The organism is Streptomyces sp. BYX5S (assembly GCF_054724165.1).
Window position 1 is genome coordinate 4,202,939 of the sequence record NZ_CM138829.1, and the last position, 15,251, is coordinate 4,218,189.

The window sequence follows — 15,251 nt, forward strand, 5'->3', positions numbered from 1 at the left end:
GTACATGCCGGCGTCGACGGCCGCCATTCTCACAAATGGTCATCTGTGCGAGTTCTGCGAGACCCTGCGGAGCGACATGCCGGGCAAGGCCGCCGACTACCTCCGCACCACCGAGCTGGAGCCCGCCGAGCAGGCCGCGCTCGACCAGGGGACGACCGTACGGCGCGGCCAGGGCTACACCCTGCGCGTCAGCGCCGTACCCGCGATGCACCACCAGCTCCTCGCCCGGTGCCAGCCGCTCGACGGCGGCCAGGGTCTCTCCGCCGTCCCGGCACAGCGCAAGGCTCGTCGCGAGTACGAGAACCGGATCAGCGCGCTCACACCCTGACCATGATCGTTCTCAGCGCCAACCGCTGTACCGATGTGCCCCGAGGCCGTTCCCGGGACCGGACTCGTCCGCCCCGGAGGTAGCCAAACAGACACTTATGGAGACGTGCGAGAGGCCCGGTTAGAAGCTGTTGTTGTTCCGATCTTGAGGGATGTGCGTCGAACAGGAGTCTAGGTTGGGTGATCGAGGGTGGCGGCGCGTATGGGAACGGGGCGGCCTCTTGGTACTGGTCGGTTCGGCTCGTAATCTCTGAACGGCCAGGGAGTTCTGTCTTCTTGCTGTCGACCGAGAGGAACTCGCTCCGACGGGCAATTTGTTCGACCTGCATGTCCCATGATCATGAGGTGTGGCTTATCAGCCGCAGTGGCGCCGACGACTTCGCCAGTGATGTGGTGGGGCAGGAGGTCGATCATCGCGAGGTGGCCGGGGCGGGTTGCGCCGCTCTCGAAATGCGTGCCGCTGGAGTCGCTTGTGCGGTGCTGTGAAGCTGAGGCCAGCGCGCGTGCGCGCCAGAGGGAGCCGGGCTGGCATCCGCACGGCGGGCAGCTTTCCCATTCTTGTCCTGTCGATGTGCAGTGCGCAGGGTTTCGCGTATTCCGGCCACCACTGAGCCTCTTCCAAGCTGGCGGTGTTGACCGCGAGTTGGACAGTCCTGCGCAACGACGAAGCTCCTGGTAGACGGGTTCTCGACCAAGATCACCCGTGTCCGCCAGGAGCTTCGCGTGCTTGTCTACCCGTCCTCGATCGACTTGTCCACCCGCACTCTGCGGTTCCTGGCTGGACAACTGACGGCCCGGCGTCGGGACATCGGGACGCGGTGGCGAAGGCTTCCCGTGGCACGTCAGGCCCTGCTCGTCCTGGCCCACCTGCGGTGCGGTGACACCTACGCCAGGCTCGCCGCCGGGTTCGGCATCGGGATCGCCACCGTCTACCGCTACGTCCGCGAGGCCATCGAGGTCCTGGCCGCCATCGCCCCGACCCTGACCGAGGCAATGGAGACCATCCGGACGAAGGCGTTCGTCATCCTCGACGGCACCCTGCTGCCCATCGACCGCATCGCCGCCGACACCCCGTACTACTCCGGGAAACACAAACGCCACGGCATGAACGTTCAGGTCCTCACTGATCCGTTCGGACGGCTGCTCTGGGCGTCACCGGCTCTGCCCGGCTCGACCCACGACCTCACCGCCGCTCGGCAGCACGGGATCATCGACGCCCTCGCCGCAGCGGGCCTCAAATGCTCGGCGGACAAGGCGTATCAAGGAGCCGGCAGACCCGTCCGCGTCCCGTTCCGGGGCCGCCACCTCAAGCGATGGAAGCGCCGCCACAACACCACCCACGCCAACATCCGCTGTGTCGGTGAACAGGCCATGGCCACCCTCAAGGGCTGGCGGCTTCTGCGGAAACTTCGCTGCAGCACCAACCGCATCACCAACATCGTGAAGGCCGTCCTCGCCCTTCACCACGCGTCAACGTGAGGTTGGAAAGAGCTCACTCTGGACTGGCCGCCGCGGGGGTCGATCAACGCATCACCGATGGCGATGTCGCCGTTGGGCCTCCAGCCGGTGGCGTGAGGATCGGGGCATCCAAGGGCAGCCCGGCACCGGATGCGCAGTCTTCGGATCGCTCAGCCGCTCGCAGGTAGGAGGTCTGCTGGCCTGCCGTCCTGAGGCGAAGGGGAGTTGACGTCATGACGCGCGCAGTCTGTCGCGCAGCACTGACAGTCCGGCTCCTCGCTTCCGCGCGCGTTCTGCACGGTCCTGCCAGTTCTATGGTGACGCCCTGCTGGATGAGGATGTGGTTCAGCCGTGTGTTGAGCGTGGGCAGGACTTGCGCGTAGAGAGTTTCGTGATGGAAGCGGTGCGTGTGCACGGGGCGTGGGTGATGCCGGCGACGTTCGCCGACGGGCTCCCGCCATATAAGGCGGGAGAGCTGGAGGACGTGGCTTCACAGGTGGGACGGGCAGTGCAGAGGCGAAGGCAATGTTCTCCTGCCGGCCGAGTTACCCCCATCCGGCGCCCACGAGTACGTCGTGCATACCGGCTCCGTTGCCTGAGAGCACAGGACTTGCTGGCGCCGCCGACGCAGGCGGTGAGAATGGGCTGATGCAATACGCGTGGCAAAGGTCGTTGCGTCCTCTGACAGCCGATGCCAGCGGCGGGCGTGGTTCGCCAGACAGCGGTAGGGCTGCGGGCCGTCCGGTCACGCTGGACGGAACGCGTGACGTTCCGGTCCTCGTGCTGCTGGGGGAGCGGGGTGCGGGCAAGTCCGTGGCGCTCGAGCAGGAGTACGCCCTTCTTGCGAAACAGGGACAGACGACGGCCCTAGTGCACCTCGGCCGAGACGTCACCGACACGGCCTCGGCCGCCAGCACCCTGCAACACCACCTGCACCAAGCCGGAGGCGGACCACGGCATGTGCTGTTGGACGGGCTCGACGAAGGCCTGAGCGACATCCCCGGTCTCGACAACGTCCTCGTGAAGCAGCTGCGGGCGCTGTCGCAGGCACAGCGCGAGGGGCTGCGCCTGAGGATCACCTGTCGCACCACTCGCTGGCCCGAAAGGCTGGAGAGCGGACTGCGCGAGCTGTGGCCGGAAGCAGGCCAGGTGGCGTTGATGTCGCTTGAGTCGCTGACCCGCCAGGACATGAGGAGCGCAGCTGCTCAGCATGGCCTGGACGAGGGCGCATTCGTCGACGAGGTGTGCGCCCGGGGCCTTGAGGCCCTAGGTCGTGTCTTCAAAGTGGGTTTGCGAGACCATGGGTCGGTGAGTCGTCGCTATGAACTGACGGATGAGGAGTGGGAGTTGTTGTGCCCGCTCCTTCCGGCCGGGTCGTTCGGTCGCCCGCGTGCGGATGACCGAACGGTGCTGAACGGAATCGTGTGGAAGATTCGGGCCGGTGCCGCCTGGCGGGACGTGCCGGCCCGGTACGGGGCCTGGCAGTCGCTCTATACCCGCTTTCGCAGATGGGCCCTGGACGGCACCTTCACCCGGATGCTCGCCGCGGTTCAGGCTGACCGGCAGGCGAGGGCGGACGTGGACTGGCTCGTCGCGGTCGACTCGACACTCGTCCGTGCCCACCAGCATGCCGCCGGCGCGAAAAAGGGGGCCGGGCGGGGGACGAACCGGCAGATCACGCCCTCGGTCGATCCCGCGGAGGATTAACCACCAAGCTCCACCTGGCCTGCGACGGCCGAGGCCGTCCCCTCGCGTTCGTCCTGACCGGCGGCAACCGCAATGACTGCACGCAGTTCGAGCAGGTCATGGCCCGCATCCGCGTCGCAGGCCCCGGCCCGGGACGGCCACGCACCCGCCCCGCGCGTGTGGTCGCCGACAAGGGCTACTCCTCCCGCTCGATCCGCGCCTACCTGCGCAGACGCGGTATCAAGCACACCATTCCCGAGCGCATCGACCAGCTCAACGGACGGATCAGGCGCGGCGAACGTCCCTGCGGCTTCGACAAAGCCCACTACCGGCGCCGCAACGTCGTCGAACGCTGCTTCAACCGGCTCAAGCACTACCGCGCCATCGCCACCCGCTACGACAAGACCGCTACCTCATTCGAAGCCGTCATCACCCTCGCCGCCACACTGCTCTGGCTCCGACCACTTTGAAGACACGACCTAGGCGGTTTCGTTTGGATCAAGGTGGGGGTGAGCGATGACGGCGGTTCCGGAGCGGCATTCTGGAGCGATGCGACCCGGAACCGACGTCACCGAGAACGGCCTGCGGCATCTGCTCAATGAGTGGGACCCGATCGGCGTCGCTGACGAGGTGCAAGACGAGTACGACTGCATGCTCGTCCCTCTCCTGCGGCGGCTCCGGCGTGGCGCCGACCAAGCGGAGATCGGCGAGTTCCTGCGGCATGAGCTGGTAGATCACTTCGGTCTCACCCCTCTTCCGTCAGAGCCGGAAGAGATGGCTGCCAAAGTGACCTCCTGGTGGACAGTTGCCGTCGAGACCGATGGCACCGGCTGCGTGTAGTCGCTCCCTCCGGATCGTCTGCTCGTTGTCCGGGTGTGTCGTTGACTGACGCGCAGTGGGCGCGGATCGAGCCGTTACTGCCGGACCGGACACCGAAGCGGGGTGGCCGATGGCGGGACCACCGAGAGGTGATCGACGCCATCGCCTGGAAGTTTCAGACCGGGGCACAGTGGGTGCAACTGCCGGAGAAGTACGGAAACTGGCGGGGCGTCTACAACCGGCTGCGGATGTGGTCCGCCGACGGCACATGGGAGCGGGTGTTCACCGCGCTTGTGGCACAGGCCGACGCCGACGGGGAGCTGAACTGGGTCGTCTCGGTGGACTCTACGATCGTGCGAGCCCACCAGCACGCGGCCGGAGCCCGCAGAAAGGGGCCCCGGCCGGCGAGCCGGACGACCACGCCATCGGCCGGTCTCGCGGCGGACTAACCACGAAGATCCATCTCGCAGCCGATGGCAACTGCCGGCCCCTGGCCTTCCATCTCACCGCCGGACAGGCCGGTGACGCGCCCGCCTTCGCTGACGTGATGGCCCGGCTGCGTGTTCCCCGGCGACGTGGACGGCCCCGAACCCGGCCAGAGGCAGTCCTCGCAGACAAGGCGTATTCGTCACGCGCCATCCGTGAACACCTCAGACGGCGCGGCATCCGGGCGGTTATACCCGTGCCGGCTGATCAACGCGGCCACCGCCTGAGACGCGGCAGCCGGGGCGGCCGACCACCCGCCTTCGACCGCGAGACCTACAGGCAGCGCAACACGGTCGAACGCTGCATCAACCGCTTGAAACAGTGGCGAGGCATCGCCACCCGCTACGAGAAGGCAGCAGCCATCTACCTGGCCGGACTCCTCGTTGCGAGCATCTTCCTCTGGTCAGCCAGGTGATCCAAACGAAACCGCCTAGGTGTTGCGGGGCAGGACGTTGTTGACGGTTTCGGCAAGGCAGACGCTTGAGGTCGCGGAGCCGTTGCTGGAGCAGGAGCCACGACGCGGCTGTCCGCGCTTGCCTCAGGCTGTCGGGTCCCAGAGCCCGCCGGCTTCGCCCCTGGCGAGGTGTTCGGCGTAGACGCCGACCTTCCAAGCGATGACGGATCGGCACTCCTCAAGCGCCTGGATCTGTGCGTCAACGCGCTGTCGATGAGCGTCGAGCAGACGCAGTCGTTCTTCCTCGTTGCCCGGTCCGTGGCGCACCAGTTCGGCGAAGTGCTTGAGGTCGGCGAGCGGCATACCGGATTCGCGGAGCTTGACGCAGATCAGCAGCCAGTCGACATCGAAGGAGGTGTAGCGCCGTCGGCCGCCCGATGTGCGCTGGACCGGGCCGACGAGCAGGCCCTCGCGTTCGTAGAAGCGCAGGGCGTGCACGCTCAGTCTGGTCCGTTCGGCCACCTCGCCGATGCTCAGCGACTGCGTGGCAGCTTCGGTGGGGGGCATGCGGCTCACTCCTGGACTTGATCTAGACCTCGCTCTAGATCGTAGCGTCCGCGGCATGACCGTTACTGACCAACAGCCGCTCGGCTCGCCCTTCTCCGCTGCCACCACCGCCGAGGACATCGTGGCCGGCCATGACCTTTCCGGCATGACCGCTGTGGTGACCGGGGGCTACTCCGGGCTCGGCCTGGAAACCACCCGGGCTCTGACGGCCGCCGGGGCCCGGGTCATCGTTCCGGCACGCCGCCCTGACGTCGCCCGTGCTGCTTTGAAGGGGGTGACGGGCAGCGAGGTCATCCCCATGGACCTGGCCGACCTCGACAGCGTCCACTCAGCTGCTGCGCACATCAGCGGCCGTGTCGACCGGCTCGACCTCCTGATGGCCGTCGCCGGCGTCATGGCTACCCCGGAGCGGCGCGTCGGGCCCGGCTGGGAAGGCCAGCTCACCGCCAACCACTTCGGCCACTTCGCCCTCGCCTGTGAACTCTACCCGGCCCTGGCCGCCGCGGGCGGCGCGCGCGTCGTGGTCAACAGCTCCGCCGGGCACACGCTGACCGGCATCCGCTGGCACGATCCGCACTTCCGCACCGGCTACGACCAGTGGCTGGCCTACGGCCAGGCCAAGACGGCCAACGCCCTGTTCGCCGTGCGCCTCGATGCCCTCGGGCAAGGCGACGGGGTCCGGGCGTTCAGCCTCCACCCCGGCAAGATCATCACTGGTCTCCAGCGGGAGATGACGCTCCAGGAGCAGATCGACCGCGGGTGGGTGGATGAGCACGGCAATGTGGTGGGCGCGGACTTCAAGACCCCCTCTCAGGGGGCAGCCACCGGCCTGTGGGCGGCTACGGCCCCGCTCCTCGAAGGCCGCGGCGGGCTCTACCTGGAGGACTGCGATGTCGCCCGCGTTTCCGCTCCCGGCACCCCCATGGATGACGGCGGCGTCCGCGCCTACGCCATCGATCCTGAGGAGGCCGCCCGGCTCTGGGACCTGTCCGTCGCCGTGACCGGCGCCACGCCGATCACCCGATGAACCCGCGCTCTGCACATGTTGCGCTGCGTGCCGCGGCGGTGGCGGTGGCGGTGGCGTAGATCATGCCGCTGCCCTGCGCGCAGATCGTGGCCAGGCGGGCGTCGGATGCGGTGGGAGCCACGACGAACACGGTGTTGAGACCATGGCAACTCCGGGCTGGGGTGGGTCCATTTCTCCCGGCCGCACAACATCACGTCGTGCAAGCTCATCAAGGCTGCTCTCAACGGCAAACCGGACATGAAGTCCGACCGGCAGCGCAACCTCGAGTACTGGGGGCTCGGCCATTCATAATGGGCGTCAGGTCGACTTCGTGGTCAAGGTGTGCTATGCCAAGAAGACCGACGACGGCCGCCACACCGCCCCCGGCACGAAGGGGAGGACCGGTGTGATCACCGCCTATTGCAGAGGGGTGCAGGAGTGCCCGTCATGGGTCAACAACTAGCGGCCATCCCCTCAGTTGTGCTGTGCCGTACCCAGTGCGCCATCGCAGCCGCGCTGTGGCACTACACCAGCACCCCCGTCACAAGGCCGTACTACGTGCGCGGGTGCATCCCGGATCTGGAAGAACCACGAGTGACTGTTGCGCTGTGGACCGGTCCCGCAGCGCGCGAGAAAAAGAACCTCTTCCTGTCCATCCCGCTGGCATCTGGCGGCACGCTGGTCTCGGCGACGCAGATCACGTTGGGGCTGCAGCGCCTGGGCCGGGGAACCCACCTGTTCGGCTTCACCGGCCACCGGTTCGACGGCAAGCGCGTCCTCAACGGCAGCTCGCTGGTCGAGGAGGTTGCAGCTGCATCGCCGCCCGAAGAGAACAGCGAACCGCAGGGTCCAAGGGGCTTCTATTTCGAGCGGCCTGGACAGATGAAGAAGTAATGATCCGACCCAGATCCCGTGCCCTTCGCGCAGTCGGATTATCGAGAGCGGACGGCGTTGCCTAAGTTGCGGAGGAGACGCCACCATCCCGGCATTACAGTCGCCGGGGTGGTAGCTCCGAGTCCGAGGCCGACGCAGCCTTGACCACGCCTTGCAGGGCCACGGCCAACTACGAAGGACTGCTCCGCACCCCCCGGGCCGTCGCCGACCTTGCGGTCGGCGTCCTCGCGGACTGCTTGGCGAGGCCTATGAGCGGTGCTCCGCCTCGCGCAAGGACGTACACCGCACCGAAGTGCGCGCGGCACGGTGAGTGCGCCCGAAGGCCGGGAAGCCGAGGACGGCGACCTGCTTGGTCGGCGTCGACGTGATCGTGTCGAGGGAGGTACGCATGCTGGCGTACCAGGCGACGTCGACGTCCAGGGCCTCGCGCAGGATCGGGTCCGGGGCCCAGACACCCGGCACAGATCACCTCCCTGTACGAGGCCGCCGGCACGATCGGCCCACTCGACACGCCGTCGTCAACGCGGCAGGCAACGTCCCGCACACGCGGCTGCCCGAACTCGGCCCCCACGCGTAGCAGTACGCATTCACCGGCACGGTCCTCTCCCAGGTCGAACTCGTCCGCCAGGGCCTCGCATACGTCTGCGAGCGCGGCTCCTTCACAGTGATCACCGGGATCCTCGCCCAGCAGCCCATCGGTGGAGGGACTGCGGACGGGACGGATCTACCGGGTCTGACCGCGCCCCGCCCCGACACGGCCTTCGGTCGCCTCCAGGCTCCTGAGCGGGGTGAGGAAGGTGAACTCGGCCAGGCAGGGGCGAGGGGTGCGTCGTCGTCGAGAAGGCTGCCGAGGAAATGGGTGCAGTGGATCCCGGCGGCGGTGGCTGTGGCCCCGTCGGCCGCTGGGGTCCACTCGTGTACGGCGGCGAGTGCGCGCGGGTCCCGGGTCAGGTCCTGCACGCATGGCACTTCCTCGTTGGGCGCACGCTTGGCGCTCATGCCGACAGCGTAGGGAGCGTGGCGAGGAAGTCGCGCACGTGGCCCAGCCAGGTCTCCCGGTCGGACGGGCTCAGAATGTCGGCGGCGCCGGGCAGTTCGACCAGTTGGGCTCCGGGGATGCCGTCTGCGAGGCGGTGCGAGCTTGCGGGCAGCACGAGCCGGTCGCCGGTGGGCACGACCACCAGGGTCGGGGCGGACACCTTCGCCAGGTCGGCCCGGACGTCCACGCGGGACACGAGGTCGAAGTGGTCCAGCATGCCCGGCGGCATGCCGGCCAGGGTCTGGGCGACGGGTTCGTCGAGGTCGGCCGGTTCGAGGTCCGCCAGGTCCGCCGGGGACATGCAGGACAGCAGGGCGAGCCGCGCCACGTCCTGCCACTGGCCCGCGGCTGCAAGGGACTTGATCAGCTGGGCGGCGAGCGCCAGGACAGGGTCGGCGACAGCGAAGCCGGCGGTGAGGACGAGGGCCCGGACGCGCTCGGGATGCCGCGTGGCGATCCGGACTGCCACGGCGCTGCCGAGGGACTCCCCGAGAACGGCGAACGAATCCTGGCCGGCCTCAACGGCGGCCGCGACCAGCCGATCGGCGAGGTCGTCCAAGTCCAAGGGCTCGATGGCCACGGGAGAGCCACCTGCTCCGGGGTAGTGCGGGCCGACGAGGGTGTGGTCGCGGGCGAGGTCATCACGGACGAGGCCGAAATTCTCCGTGATGCCGCCGCCCGCACCGTGCGCGAGCAGCAGCGCTGGACCGCCACCCTGCACGACAACGTCGAGGTGCGAGCTGGGAGTTGCGCGATCAGTGATCATGGAGCCGACGCTAAACTCCGACATCAGTGTCAGAGTCAAGTCGTCGCGTGCGGCCGGGCTGGGGCGGGAGCGAGAAGGGGAGCGGCGAACGGCATGCGCATGAAGGAGATGGTGCGTCGTACCGGAGTCCACGAGCGGTTGCTGCGCTACTACGAACAGCAAGGGCTCCTGAGCCCCGCCCGGCTGCCCAGCGGCTACCGCGTCTACGGCGAGTCGGATGTCGAGACGGTACGCCGCATCCGCTGTCTGCTGGCGGCAGGCCTTCCGACCGCTCTGATCGCCCAGGTCCTGCCGTGCATCCGAGCCGAGGACGAGCGCCTCGTGCCCACGTGCCCGGACCTGCTCGGCCAACTTCGCCAGGAGGGCGAACGCATCACACGTGCCATCGAGGACCTTCAGGCATCACGAGCGATCCTCGACACCATCATCACCGCTGCACCGACAGCAGGCGCCGGCACACCGTAGCCCATCGCTACGAGCACAACTGCCGGAGCAAGCTGAAGGGGAACGTCTGCTCAAGTTGCTCACATTTCACCGCAGAAGCCAGCGGATCAGCCGGTACGGCGTTGCAGGCGTCGGACCAGACCGGCTTCGGCGTCCGTGAGGTTGGGGTCCGCCAGCCGTCGCTCGGTAGCGGCGGGCATGCCGGCCCGTCGGTCGGTTCCGCAGGTGAGGTCCATGGCGCGCAGGAAGCCACGCACCAACAGCCGCTCGTGCGGCCGGAGCACAATGCCGCGGAGGATGACGACCGTCATGGCGACATCGACCTCGGGTGCACCGACGCGAGCGTTGCCCCAGTCAATCACCCTCGGACCGCCGTCCCTGATCATGATGTTTTCCGGATGCAGATCCAGGTGCAGCACCCGGGCTTCACCGTTGCGGCCCGGGAGGCGGGGCAGCCAGCCAGGATCAGGCAGTCCGTGCAACTGCCGGTGCAGTCGCCCCAGCATCGCGCCGTACGCCGGGGCTCGCCAGGGGCGGCGGCGCAGCGCCTCGCTCATCGTCGGACCGTGCAGCCGCTCCAGAACCATGTCCGAGCCGTCTGCTTCGTGCACGACGGGTACCGGATAGCCCCGCGCGGCCAGCCACCGCATGAGCGCCGCCTCGTCCTTCGCCGGTCTGCCGTTCCGGAACCGGCGCAGCACACAGGTCTCGTCCAGCGCGTACACATCCGCCTCACGCCCCCGCCCGATCAGCTCCATGGCAGCGGAGTCTGCCAGCGCCAGTCCCTTGGCCACTACCTCGTTCGCCTAACACAATCGGCGCCACCGTTCGAACTGCGGTGGCCCGCGCTCGACCACCACTGCCACGGGATGCTCACGCCGACGGATGCCGCGCATCCCATCCGTCGTAAAGGTCTGAGCGCCGCCCGGTGTGCCGGCTCAGTGCCGCCGGGTCATCGCGACAAACATCACGGCAAACGCCACGAAGACCACGATCCAGCCCCACAGCGGCATGTCCTTGTACGCCACCCTTCCGTACACGGCGACAATCACGGTTGCCTCGCAGCGCTCTCCGGACAGATGCCCCGGCGCGAGATCGACGTACCGGAACTGATCGTCCGTTGCTCGCGGGAGGAATGGTGAGCGCGCCCCGAGACGCCGAGGGCAACCGAGGAGCGGCTCACCGTGGCGGCCGCCCCTTTCCGGAAGTCACCGTGACGAGGAATGGGCGTCCATCGTCAGATTGGCCAGTAGCTCCGCGAAGCGTCGGTCCTGTGAGGTTCCCGCGGCCAGTTCGCTCAGCGCATAGGCCGTGGTCTTGAAGCCGTCCTGGTGATGGAACTCCGCGCCCCACGCGCCCAGCCGCACCGAAACCGCCTCCGCCAGCGCCAGGCGTTGGGTCCCCCACGGGTTGACCGCCACGATTCCGGCAGGGCCGACTTCCAGCCGGACCCTGAGGATCACCCACCAGAAGAACAACGCGACACCGACAGCCAGCCCCGACCACAGGCCGGCCGACCGCGCCGCCTCCCCACCCGGAGTGGAAACCCACCCCACCCAACCGCAGACCGCTTTGGCACACACAACAGTCGGGATCACACAGCCCGCAACGCGAGCCGTCCCACCCACTCGCCACACCCACCGAGTCCCCACCCTGGCCGCCCACACCCGCATTCTGAACCACACAGCAAGCCCACACGATCAGGGCCCCGGATCGCCGCCAACGCAACGACGGCCGCAGAACCGCCGAACCACGTGCGTGCCTGACGAACCACTCGTGACTGTGGGCTGCGGTATCCCCGACTTTGCCGGGCCTGGTCGGGAGAATGGGGAACCGCTTGACGACGAGATCTGAGCATGTGTGAGTCTTTCGGGACAGATACTTCCGCTGGTGGGCGTTGCCCTGGGCGCTGTCGGGACCTTCCTGGTGAGCAGCGTGAACGACCGCGCCGGTGGCGGCGTGAACAGTCCGTGCGCTGGGACGGGCGGCGTCTGGACGCCTATGGCGACATCCACGTGGTCAAGGAGATCGCTGGGCGCTACCACCACATCGCCGCGGGCCGCGGACTGGTGAGGGGTCCCGCGCCTCTGGAACTCACCGCAGAAGTGCTCGCCGCACTCGGTGCGGCCGAGGGCCGCCGGTCGGTGCTGGTGGCGAACGGCACTGGTCGCTCGCCCCGCAGGAGGCCGACGGCGCGGGCGCCACCCTGGGCGAGTCGGTCGGCGGCCGCCTGCGCACCGACATGGCCTCCCCCGCCGCCTGGTGCCCGGTCTCCCTGGTGCCCTATCGCAACGGCCGCACCGGCGTCTTCCCGCACATCATGGACCGCGCCAAGCCGGGCAGCATCGGCGTACTGCGCGACGGACGACGGTTCGTCAACGAGGCCAACGGCTACTACGACTACGTCGCGGCGATGATCGCGGCGACCCCGGACGGCGAGCCGGTCGAGGCCTGGCAGATCGCCGACGCCCGCTTCGTGCGCCGCTACCCGCTCGGGATGGCCAAACCCCGCCCCGTCCCCCTGCTCCCCTACCTTCGCAGCGGCTACCTGCGTCGCGGCCGCACCATCGAGGAACTCGCCCGCGCGTGCGGAATCGACCCGACCCAACTGGCCGCGACCGTCCGGGAGTTCAACGCTTCGGCGCGCCACGGCGAGGACCCCGCCTTCCACCGAGGGTCAACACCCTTCAACCGCTACGGAGGCGACGCCACCGTGACGCCGAACCCGTCGCTCGCTCCCGTGGAGAAGGGCCCGTTCTACGCCGTACGCATCGTGCCCGGCAGCTTCGGAACCTTCGCCGGGCTGGCCACCGACGCGCACGCCCGGGTCCTGGACGACGAGAACGAGCCGATCCAGGGTCTCTACGCCGTCGGCAACGACCAGGCGAGCGTGATGGCCGGCCACTACCCCGCCGGCGGCATCAACCTGGGACCGGCCATGACCTTCGGGTGGATAGCCGGCGAACACCTCGCCGACGTCAGCGATCCCAAGGAGTCGGTGCACGGATGACGACGTACGCGACGCATGTTCCCCACGGAAAGTGAGTACCCGCACCATGCCCGACCCGACCATGACACCTGACACCCTCGGCACGCACCCCGTGCTGCCCACCGAAGCGTTCTGGCCCAACCGCTTCACCGGACAGGTCTTCCTGGTGACCGGGGCCGCCGGCGGCCTCGGATCCGCCACCGCACGGCGCCTCACCCGAGAAGGCGCACACGTCATGTGCACCGACATCCGCTCCGGTGGCGCCGCGGACGGTTCCAGCCCCGACGACTGCCTCGCCTTCGACGTCACCGAACGCGGCCAATGGGACCGCATCATCGACCACACCATCACCACCCACGGCCGTATCGACGGCGCGCTCTTCTCCCACGGCATCCAGGGGCCCGAAACGTCCATCCCGGACATGCCCTACGACGGGTGGGCCACCACCATGGCCGTCAACCTCGACGGCTGCTTCCACGGACTGGCAGCCCTGCTGCCCAGGCTCCAGGCACAAGGCTATGGACGGGTCGCCGTCCTCTCCTCCATCTCCGCCCGCGAGGGCAACCCCCACCAGGCCGCCTACTCCGCCTCGAAAGCCGCCCTCGTGGCCCTCGTCAAGACGGCCGGGAAGGAAGCCGCCCGCGACGGAGTCACCATCAACTGCATCGGACCCTCCATGATGCGTACCCCGCTCATCAACGCCCTCAGCCCAGAGCGCAACGCGCGACTCCTCGCCCGCGTCCCCATCGGCCGCATCGGAGAACCCTCCGAATTCGCCGCGCTCTCCACCTGGCTCCTCTCCCCCGAAGCCACCTACATGACCGGCCAGCACCTCGACCTCAGCGGCGGACGCAACACCGCCTGACCCTGCCGAGTCGTCGCGCCTTCTCCGGCACGAAGGATCAGGTGTTGCTCGCCCCTGGTGCCCCGGGCCTCTCGGTGCGCAACACGGTGGGCCCCGCGGTCGGCCGCACGAACCGGATCACCTCTCACGAAGCCGCGAACCGGCAGACCGAACCGCGCCGACCGCTCACCGGTCGGCGCGCGACTCCCCCGCAGCTCCCAACCGGTCGGCACCGTCACGCCCGACGAGCCCGGCTCGGCGTCGTAGGTCATCGCCGATCCGGCAGGCCGACTGCTGCCCGCTCACCCACCGTTCCCGGCGCTCGCCACGCCTGGTGGAGCCCCGACCCGGGTGGGCAGACCCCACGCAGCCGGGCCGCCGGGAGACGTACAAGCGGGTGCCTCCGTGTCGTTCGAGTCCGGCGATCGCAGGGTTGGCGAGTCCGGCGATGTGGTTCATGGCCCAGAGGTGACCGTCATGGGGACGTTCGGAGAGTTACAGATCTATGCGTGCTGTACGGCCTCAACGATGAAGACGGCCTGGCGGGCGAGGAGCAGGGAAGCGCGTGAGGAATCCCGGTCTGCCAGTGCCATCCTGGGGCCGGGGGCGTCGTTGTGGTTGCCCCAGTGACGTCATCGACTCCGGCCAGGTCGAGGCACAGCCTCGAAGCTCAGGAAATGATCTCGACGGCCTTGTTGCCCGGGTTGATGCGACGCTCACGGGCCTCCTCCGACAGCCTCGTCACGTAGGCGTAGAACGGGTTCTTCTTCCGGGTGTGCCCCTTCAGCCGCAGATAGACCAGTAGGTCGAGCAGGACAGCGTCGTAGTGCACCAGCGACGAGACCATGGCGTACTCGAAGCGCCAGGTCACGTGCGCGCGCAGGGCGTCGTCCAGTTCCTTGTCGGCGAGGGCGCGGTTGTGCAGCGACGTCAGATTGGCCTCGACCGCCGTCAGTTGGTCCTTCGGCTGGCAGCCAGCCTGGTCCGAATAGTCGAAGGTGGCCTGCAGCCAGTCATGCAGCACCTGCGGATCAGTGGGCTTCACATACTGCTCGTACGTGCTGACGTGCATGATCTCGTGCAGAAGCGAGGCGGTGCGCCACGGGCCGTCGTCCGTGTACGGCCGGCCTGCACAGAACGCCGGGTCGTAGGTGACCCGGGAATTCTTGCCGACCGTGGCGGCGGCCGTCAGCCCGTCGTGCATCTCGACGAACTCGATGTGGCCGAGCAACGCCGTGCACTCGTCGAGCAGTGCGGAGAAGTGCGACTCGGCGTGCAGGTCGCCGGGGAGCCGGGTGCCCCCGGCGGCGGCGACGCGCTGGTCCAGTTTGAAGCGGCGCATCCCCAACTCGGTATCGGATTCCACAGCGGCCCTCCCGGTCATCCACCAGCGGTCCCGTCGTACGCGCATGCTGCACCCGGCCGAAGCATCCGGCAATGCCCGCGGCGCGGTCCGCAGACGGGGACGACGCCGACCTCCGCACAGCGGTGGTGGGTCGTCAGATCGGTTCACCTACGGCAGCGCACGCAGC

Annotated in this window: 17 protein-coding genes; 10 read left to right on the plus strand and 7 right to left on the minus strand. The window is 68.3% G+C overall.

Going from position 1 to position 15,251, the window contains the following annotated elements; all coding sequences use genetic code 11:
- The first annotated feature begins 4 nt into the window (after window positions 1-4).
- The 5 genes from ACYBSK_RS19175 (at window position 5) to ACYBSK_RS19195 (ending at window position 5,191) form a co-directional block, all read left to right on the plus strand.
- Window positions 5-328, plus strand: coding sequence for a hypothetical protein (locus ACYBSK_RS19175; RefSeq protein WP_460242583.1), 324 nt, complete (start codon window positions 5-7; stop codon window positions 326-328).
- A 722-nt stretch (window positions 329-1,050) separates the two neighbouring features.
- Window positions 1,051-1,806 (plus strand): transposase family protein, encoded by a 756-nt coding sequence (locus ACYBSK_RS19180; protein WP_460242584.1) that lies wholly within the window; start codon window positions 1,051-1,053, stop codon window positions 1,804-1,806.
- Window positions 1,807-3,093: 1,287 nt separating this feature from the next.
- Window positions 3,094-3,941, plus strand: a protein-coding gene (locus ACYBSK_RS19185; protein ID WP_460243150.1) for an IS5 family transposase whose coding sequence is annotated in 2 segments (ribosomal slippage) — window positions 3,094-3,433 and window positions 3,433-3,941 — 849 coding nt in all. Because the reading frame shifts where the segments join, the coding sequence is not laid out codon by codon here.
- 46 nt (window positions 3,942-3,987) lie between these two features.
- The gene (locus tag ACYBSK_RS19190) at window positions 3,988-4,311 is read left to right on the plus strand and encodes a hypothetical protein (protein ID WP_460242585.1); all 324 of its coding nucleotides are present in this window, start codon (window positions 3,988-3,990) and stop codon (window positions 4,309-4,311) included.
- 35 nt (window positions 4,312-4,346) lie between these two features.
- A protein-coding gene (locus ACYBSK_RS19195; protein ID WP_460242586.1) for an IS5 family transposase occupies window positions 4,347-5,191 on the plus strand; the annotation gives its coding sequence in 2 pieces (ribosomal slippage) (window positions 4,347-4,677 and window positions 4,677-5,191; 846 coding nt in all).
- A 123-nt stretch (window positions 5,192-5,314) separates the two neighbouring features.
- Here ACYBSK_RS19195 and ACYBSK_RS19200 read toward each other — a convergent pair.
- Complete coding sequence (locus tag ACYBSK_RS19200) at window positions 5,315-5,737, minus strand: MerR family transcriptional regulator (protein ID WP_460242587.1); 423 nt, start codon at window positions 5,735-5,737, stop codon at window positions 5,315-5,317.
- A 55-nt stretch (window positions 5,738-5,792) separates the two neighbouring features.
- Here ACYBSK_RS19200 and ACYBSK_RS19205 point away from each other — a divergent pair, with 55 nt between their 5' ends.
- Entirely contained in the window at window positions 5,793-6,764 is a 972-nt protein-coding gene (locus ACYBSK_RS19205; RefSeq protein ID WP_460242588.1) for an SDR family NAD(P)-dependent oxidoreductase, read from the plus strand.
- Here ACYBSK_RS19205 and ACYBSK_RS19210 read toward each other — a convergent pair.
- Window positions 6,754-6,885 (minus strand): hypothetical protein, encoded by a 132-nt coding sequence (locus ACYBSK_RS19210; protein WP_460242589.1) that lies wholly within the window; start codon window positions 6,883-6,885, stop codon window positions 6,754-6,756. The genes ACYBSK_RS19205 and ACYBSK_RS19210 overlap by 11 nt on opposite strands.
- A gap of 305 nt (window positions 6,886-7,190) precedes the next feature.
- Between ACYBSK_RS19210 and ACYBSK_RS19215 the strand changes: the two genes are divergently transcribed.
- Window positions 7,191-7,637 carry a hypothetical protein gene (locus tag ACYBSK_RS19215; protein ID WP_460242590.1) on the plus strand — a complete coding sequence of 149 codons (447 nt, stop codon included), beginning with the start codon at window positions 7,191-7,193 and terminating at the stop codon, window positions 7,635-7,637.
- Window positions 7,638-7,883: 246 nt separating this feature from the next.
- Here the strand turns inward: ACYBSK_RS19215 and ACYBSK_RS19220 are convergent, their stop codons facing one another.
- A complete protein-coding gene (locus tag ACYBSK_RS19220; protein WP_460242591.1) occupies window positions 7,884-8,099 on the minus strand; it encodes a hypothetical protein in 216 nt (71 codons plus the stop codon).
- A 533-nt stretch (window positions 8,100-8,632) separates the two neighbouring features.
- A complete protein-coding gene (locus ACYBSK_RS19225) occupies window positions 8,633-9,442 on the minus strand; it encodes an alpha/beta fold hydrolase (protein ID WP_460242592.1) in 810 nt (269 codons plus the stop codon).
- Window positions 9,443-9,535: 93 nt separating this feature from the next.
- Between ACYBSK_RS19225 and ACYBSK_RS19230 the strand changes: the two genes are divergently transcribed.
- Window positions 9,536-9,907, plus strand: a complete 372-nt coding sequence (locus tag ACYBSK_RS19230) for a MerR family transcriptional regulator (RefSeq protein WP_460242593.1) — start codon at window positions 9,536-9,538, stop codon at window positions 9,905-9,907.
- 86 nt (window positions 9,908-9,993) lie between these two features.
- On the opposite strand, the gene ACYBSK_RS19235 is transcribed toward ACYBSK_RS19230, so the two are convergent.
- Both ACYBSK_RS19235 and ACYBSK_RS19240 read right to left on the minus strand, forming a co-directional pair.
- Window positions 9,994-10,644, minus strand: a complete 651-nt coding sequence (locus tag ACYBSK_RS19235; RefSeq protein WP_460242594.1) for a phosphotransferase — start codon at window positions 10,642-10,644, stop codon at window positions 9,994-9,996.
- A gap of 450 nt (window positions 10,645-11,094) precedes the next feature.
- Window positions 11,095-11,364: a hypothetical protein gene (locus tag ACYBSK_RS19240; RefSeq protein ID WP_460242595.1), complete on the minus strand. Its 270-nt coding sequence runs from the start codon at window positions 11,362-11,364 to the stop codon at window positions 11,095-11,097.
- 497 nt (window positions 11,365-11,861) lie between these two features.
- Here ACYBSK_RS19240 and ACYBSK_RS19245 point away from each other — a divergent pair, with 497 nt between their 5' ends.
- Window positions 11,862-12,896 carry an FAD-binding protein gene (locus tag ACYBSK_RS19245; RefSeq protein WP_460247060.1) on the plus strand — a complete coding sequence of 345 codons (1,035 nt, stop codon included), beginning with the start codon at window positions 11,862-11,864 and terminating at the stop codon, window positions 12,894-12,896.
- A gap of 46 nt (window positions 12,897-12,942) precedes the next feature.
- Window positions 12,943-13,740 (plus strand): SDR family NAD(P)-dependent oxidoreductase, encoded by a 798-nt coding sequence (locus tag ACYBSK_RS19250; RefSeq protein ID WP_457478393.1) that lies wholly within the window; start codon window positions 12,943-12,945, stop codon window positions 13,738-13,740.
- Between the two features lie 649 nt (window positions 13,741-14,389).
- On the opposite strand, the gene ACYBSK_RS19255 is transcribed toward ACYBSK_RS19250, so the two are convergent.
- Window positions 14,390-15,085: a hypothetical protein gene (locus tag ACYBSK_RS19255; RefSeq protein ID WP_457478394.1), complete on the minus strand. Its 696-nt coding sequence runs from the start codon at window positions 15,083-15,085 to the stop codon at window positions 14,390-14,392.
- Window positions 15,086-15,251 lie beyond the last annotated feature (166 nt).

What these genes read in the sequence shown, in the direction of transcription:
- ACYBSK_RS19225 (WP_460242592.1), bottom strand. Translation starts at nt 9,442, where the DNA reads ATGATCACTGATCGCGCAACTCCCAGCTCGCACCTCGACGTTGTCGTG.
- ACYBSK_RS19200 (WP_460242587.1), bottom strand. Translation starts at nt 5,737, where the DNA reads ATGCCCCCCACCGAAGCTGCCACGCAGTCGCTGAGCATCGGCGAGGTG.
- ACYBSK_RS19205 (WP_460242588.1), top strand. Translation starts at nt 5,793, where the DNA reads ATGACCGTTACTGACCAACAGCCGCTCGGCTCGCCCTTCTCCGCTGCC.
- ACYBSK_RS19215 (WP_460242590.1), top strand. Translation starts at nt 7,191, where the DNA reads ATGGGTCAACAACTAGCGGCCATCCCCTCAGTTGTGCTGTGCCGTACC.
- ACYBSK_RS19235 (WP_460242594.1), bottom strand. Translation starts at nt 10,644, where the DNA reads ATGGAGCTGATCGGGCGGGGGCGTGAGGCGGATGTGTACGCGCTGGAC.
- ACYBSK_RS19230 (WP_460242593.1), top strand. Translation starts at nt 9,536, where the DNA reads ATGCGCATGAAGGAGATGGTGCGTCGTACCGGAGTCCACGAGCGGTTG.
- ACYBSK_RS19250 (WP_457478393.1), top strand. Translation starts at nt 12,943, where the DNA reads ATGCCCGACCCGACCATGACACCTGACACCCTCGGCACGCACCCCGTG.
- ACYBSK_RS19190 (WP_460242585.1), top strand. Translation starts at nt 3,988, where the DNA reads ATGACGGCGGTTCCGGAGCGGCATTCTGGAGCGATGCGACCCGGAACC.
- ACYBSK_RS19175 (WP_460242583.1), top strand. Translation starts at nt 5, where the DNA reads ATGCCGGCGTCGACGGCCGCCATTCTCACAAATGGTCATCTGTGCGAG.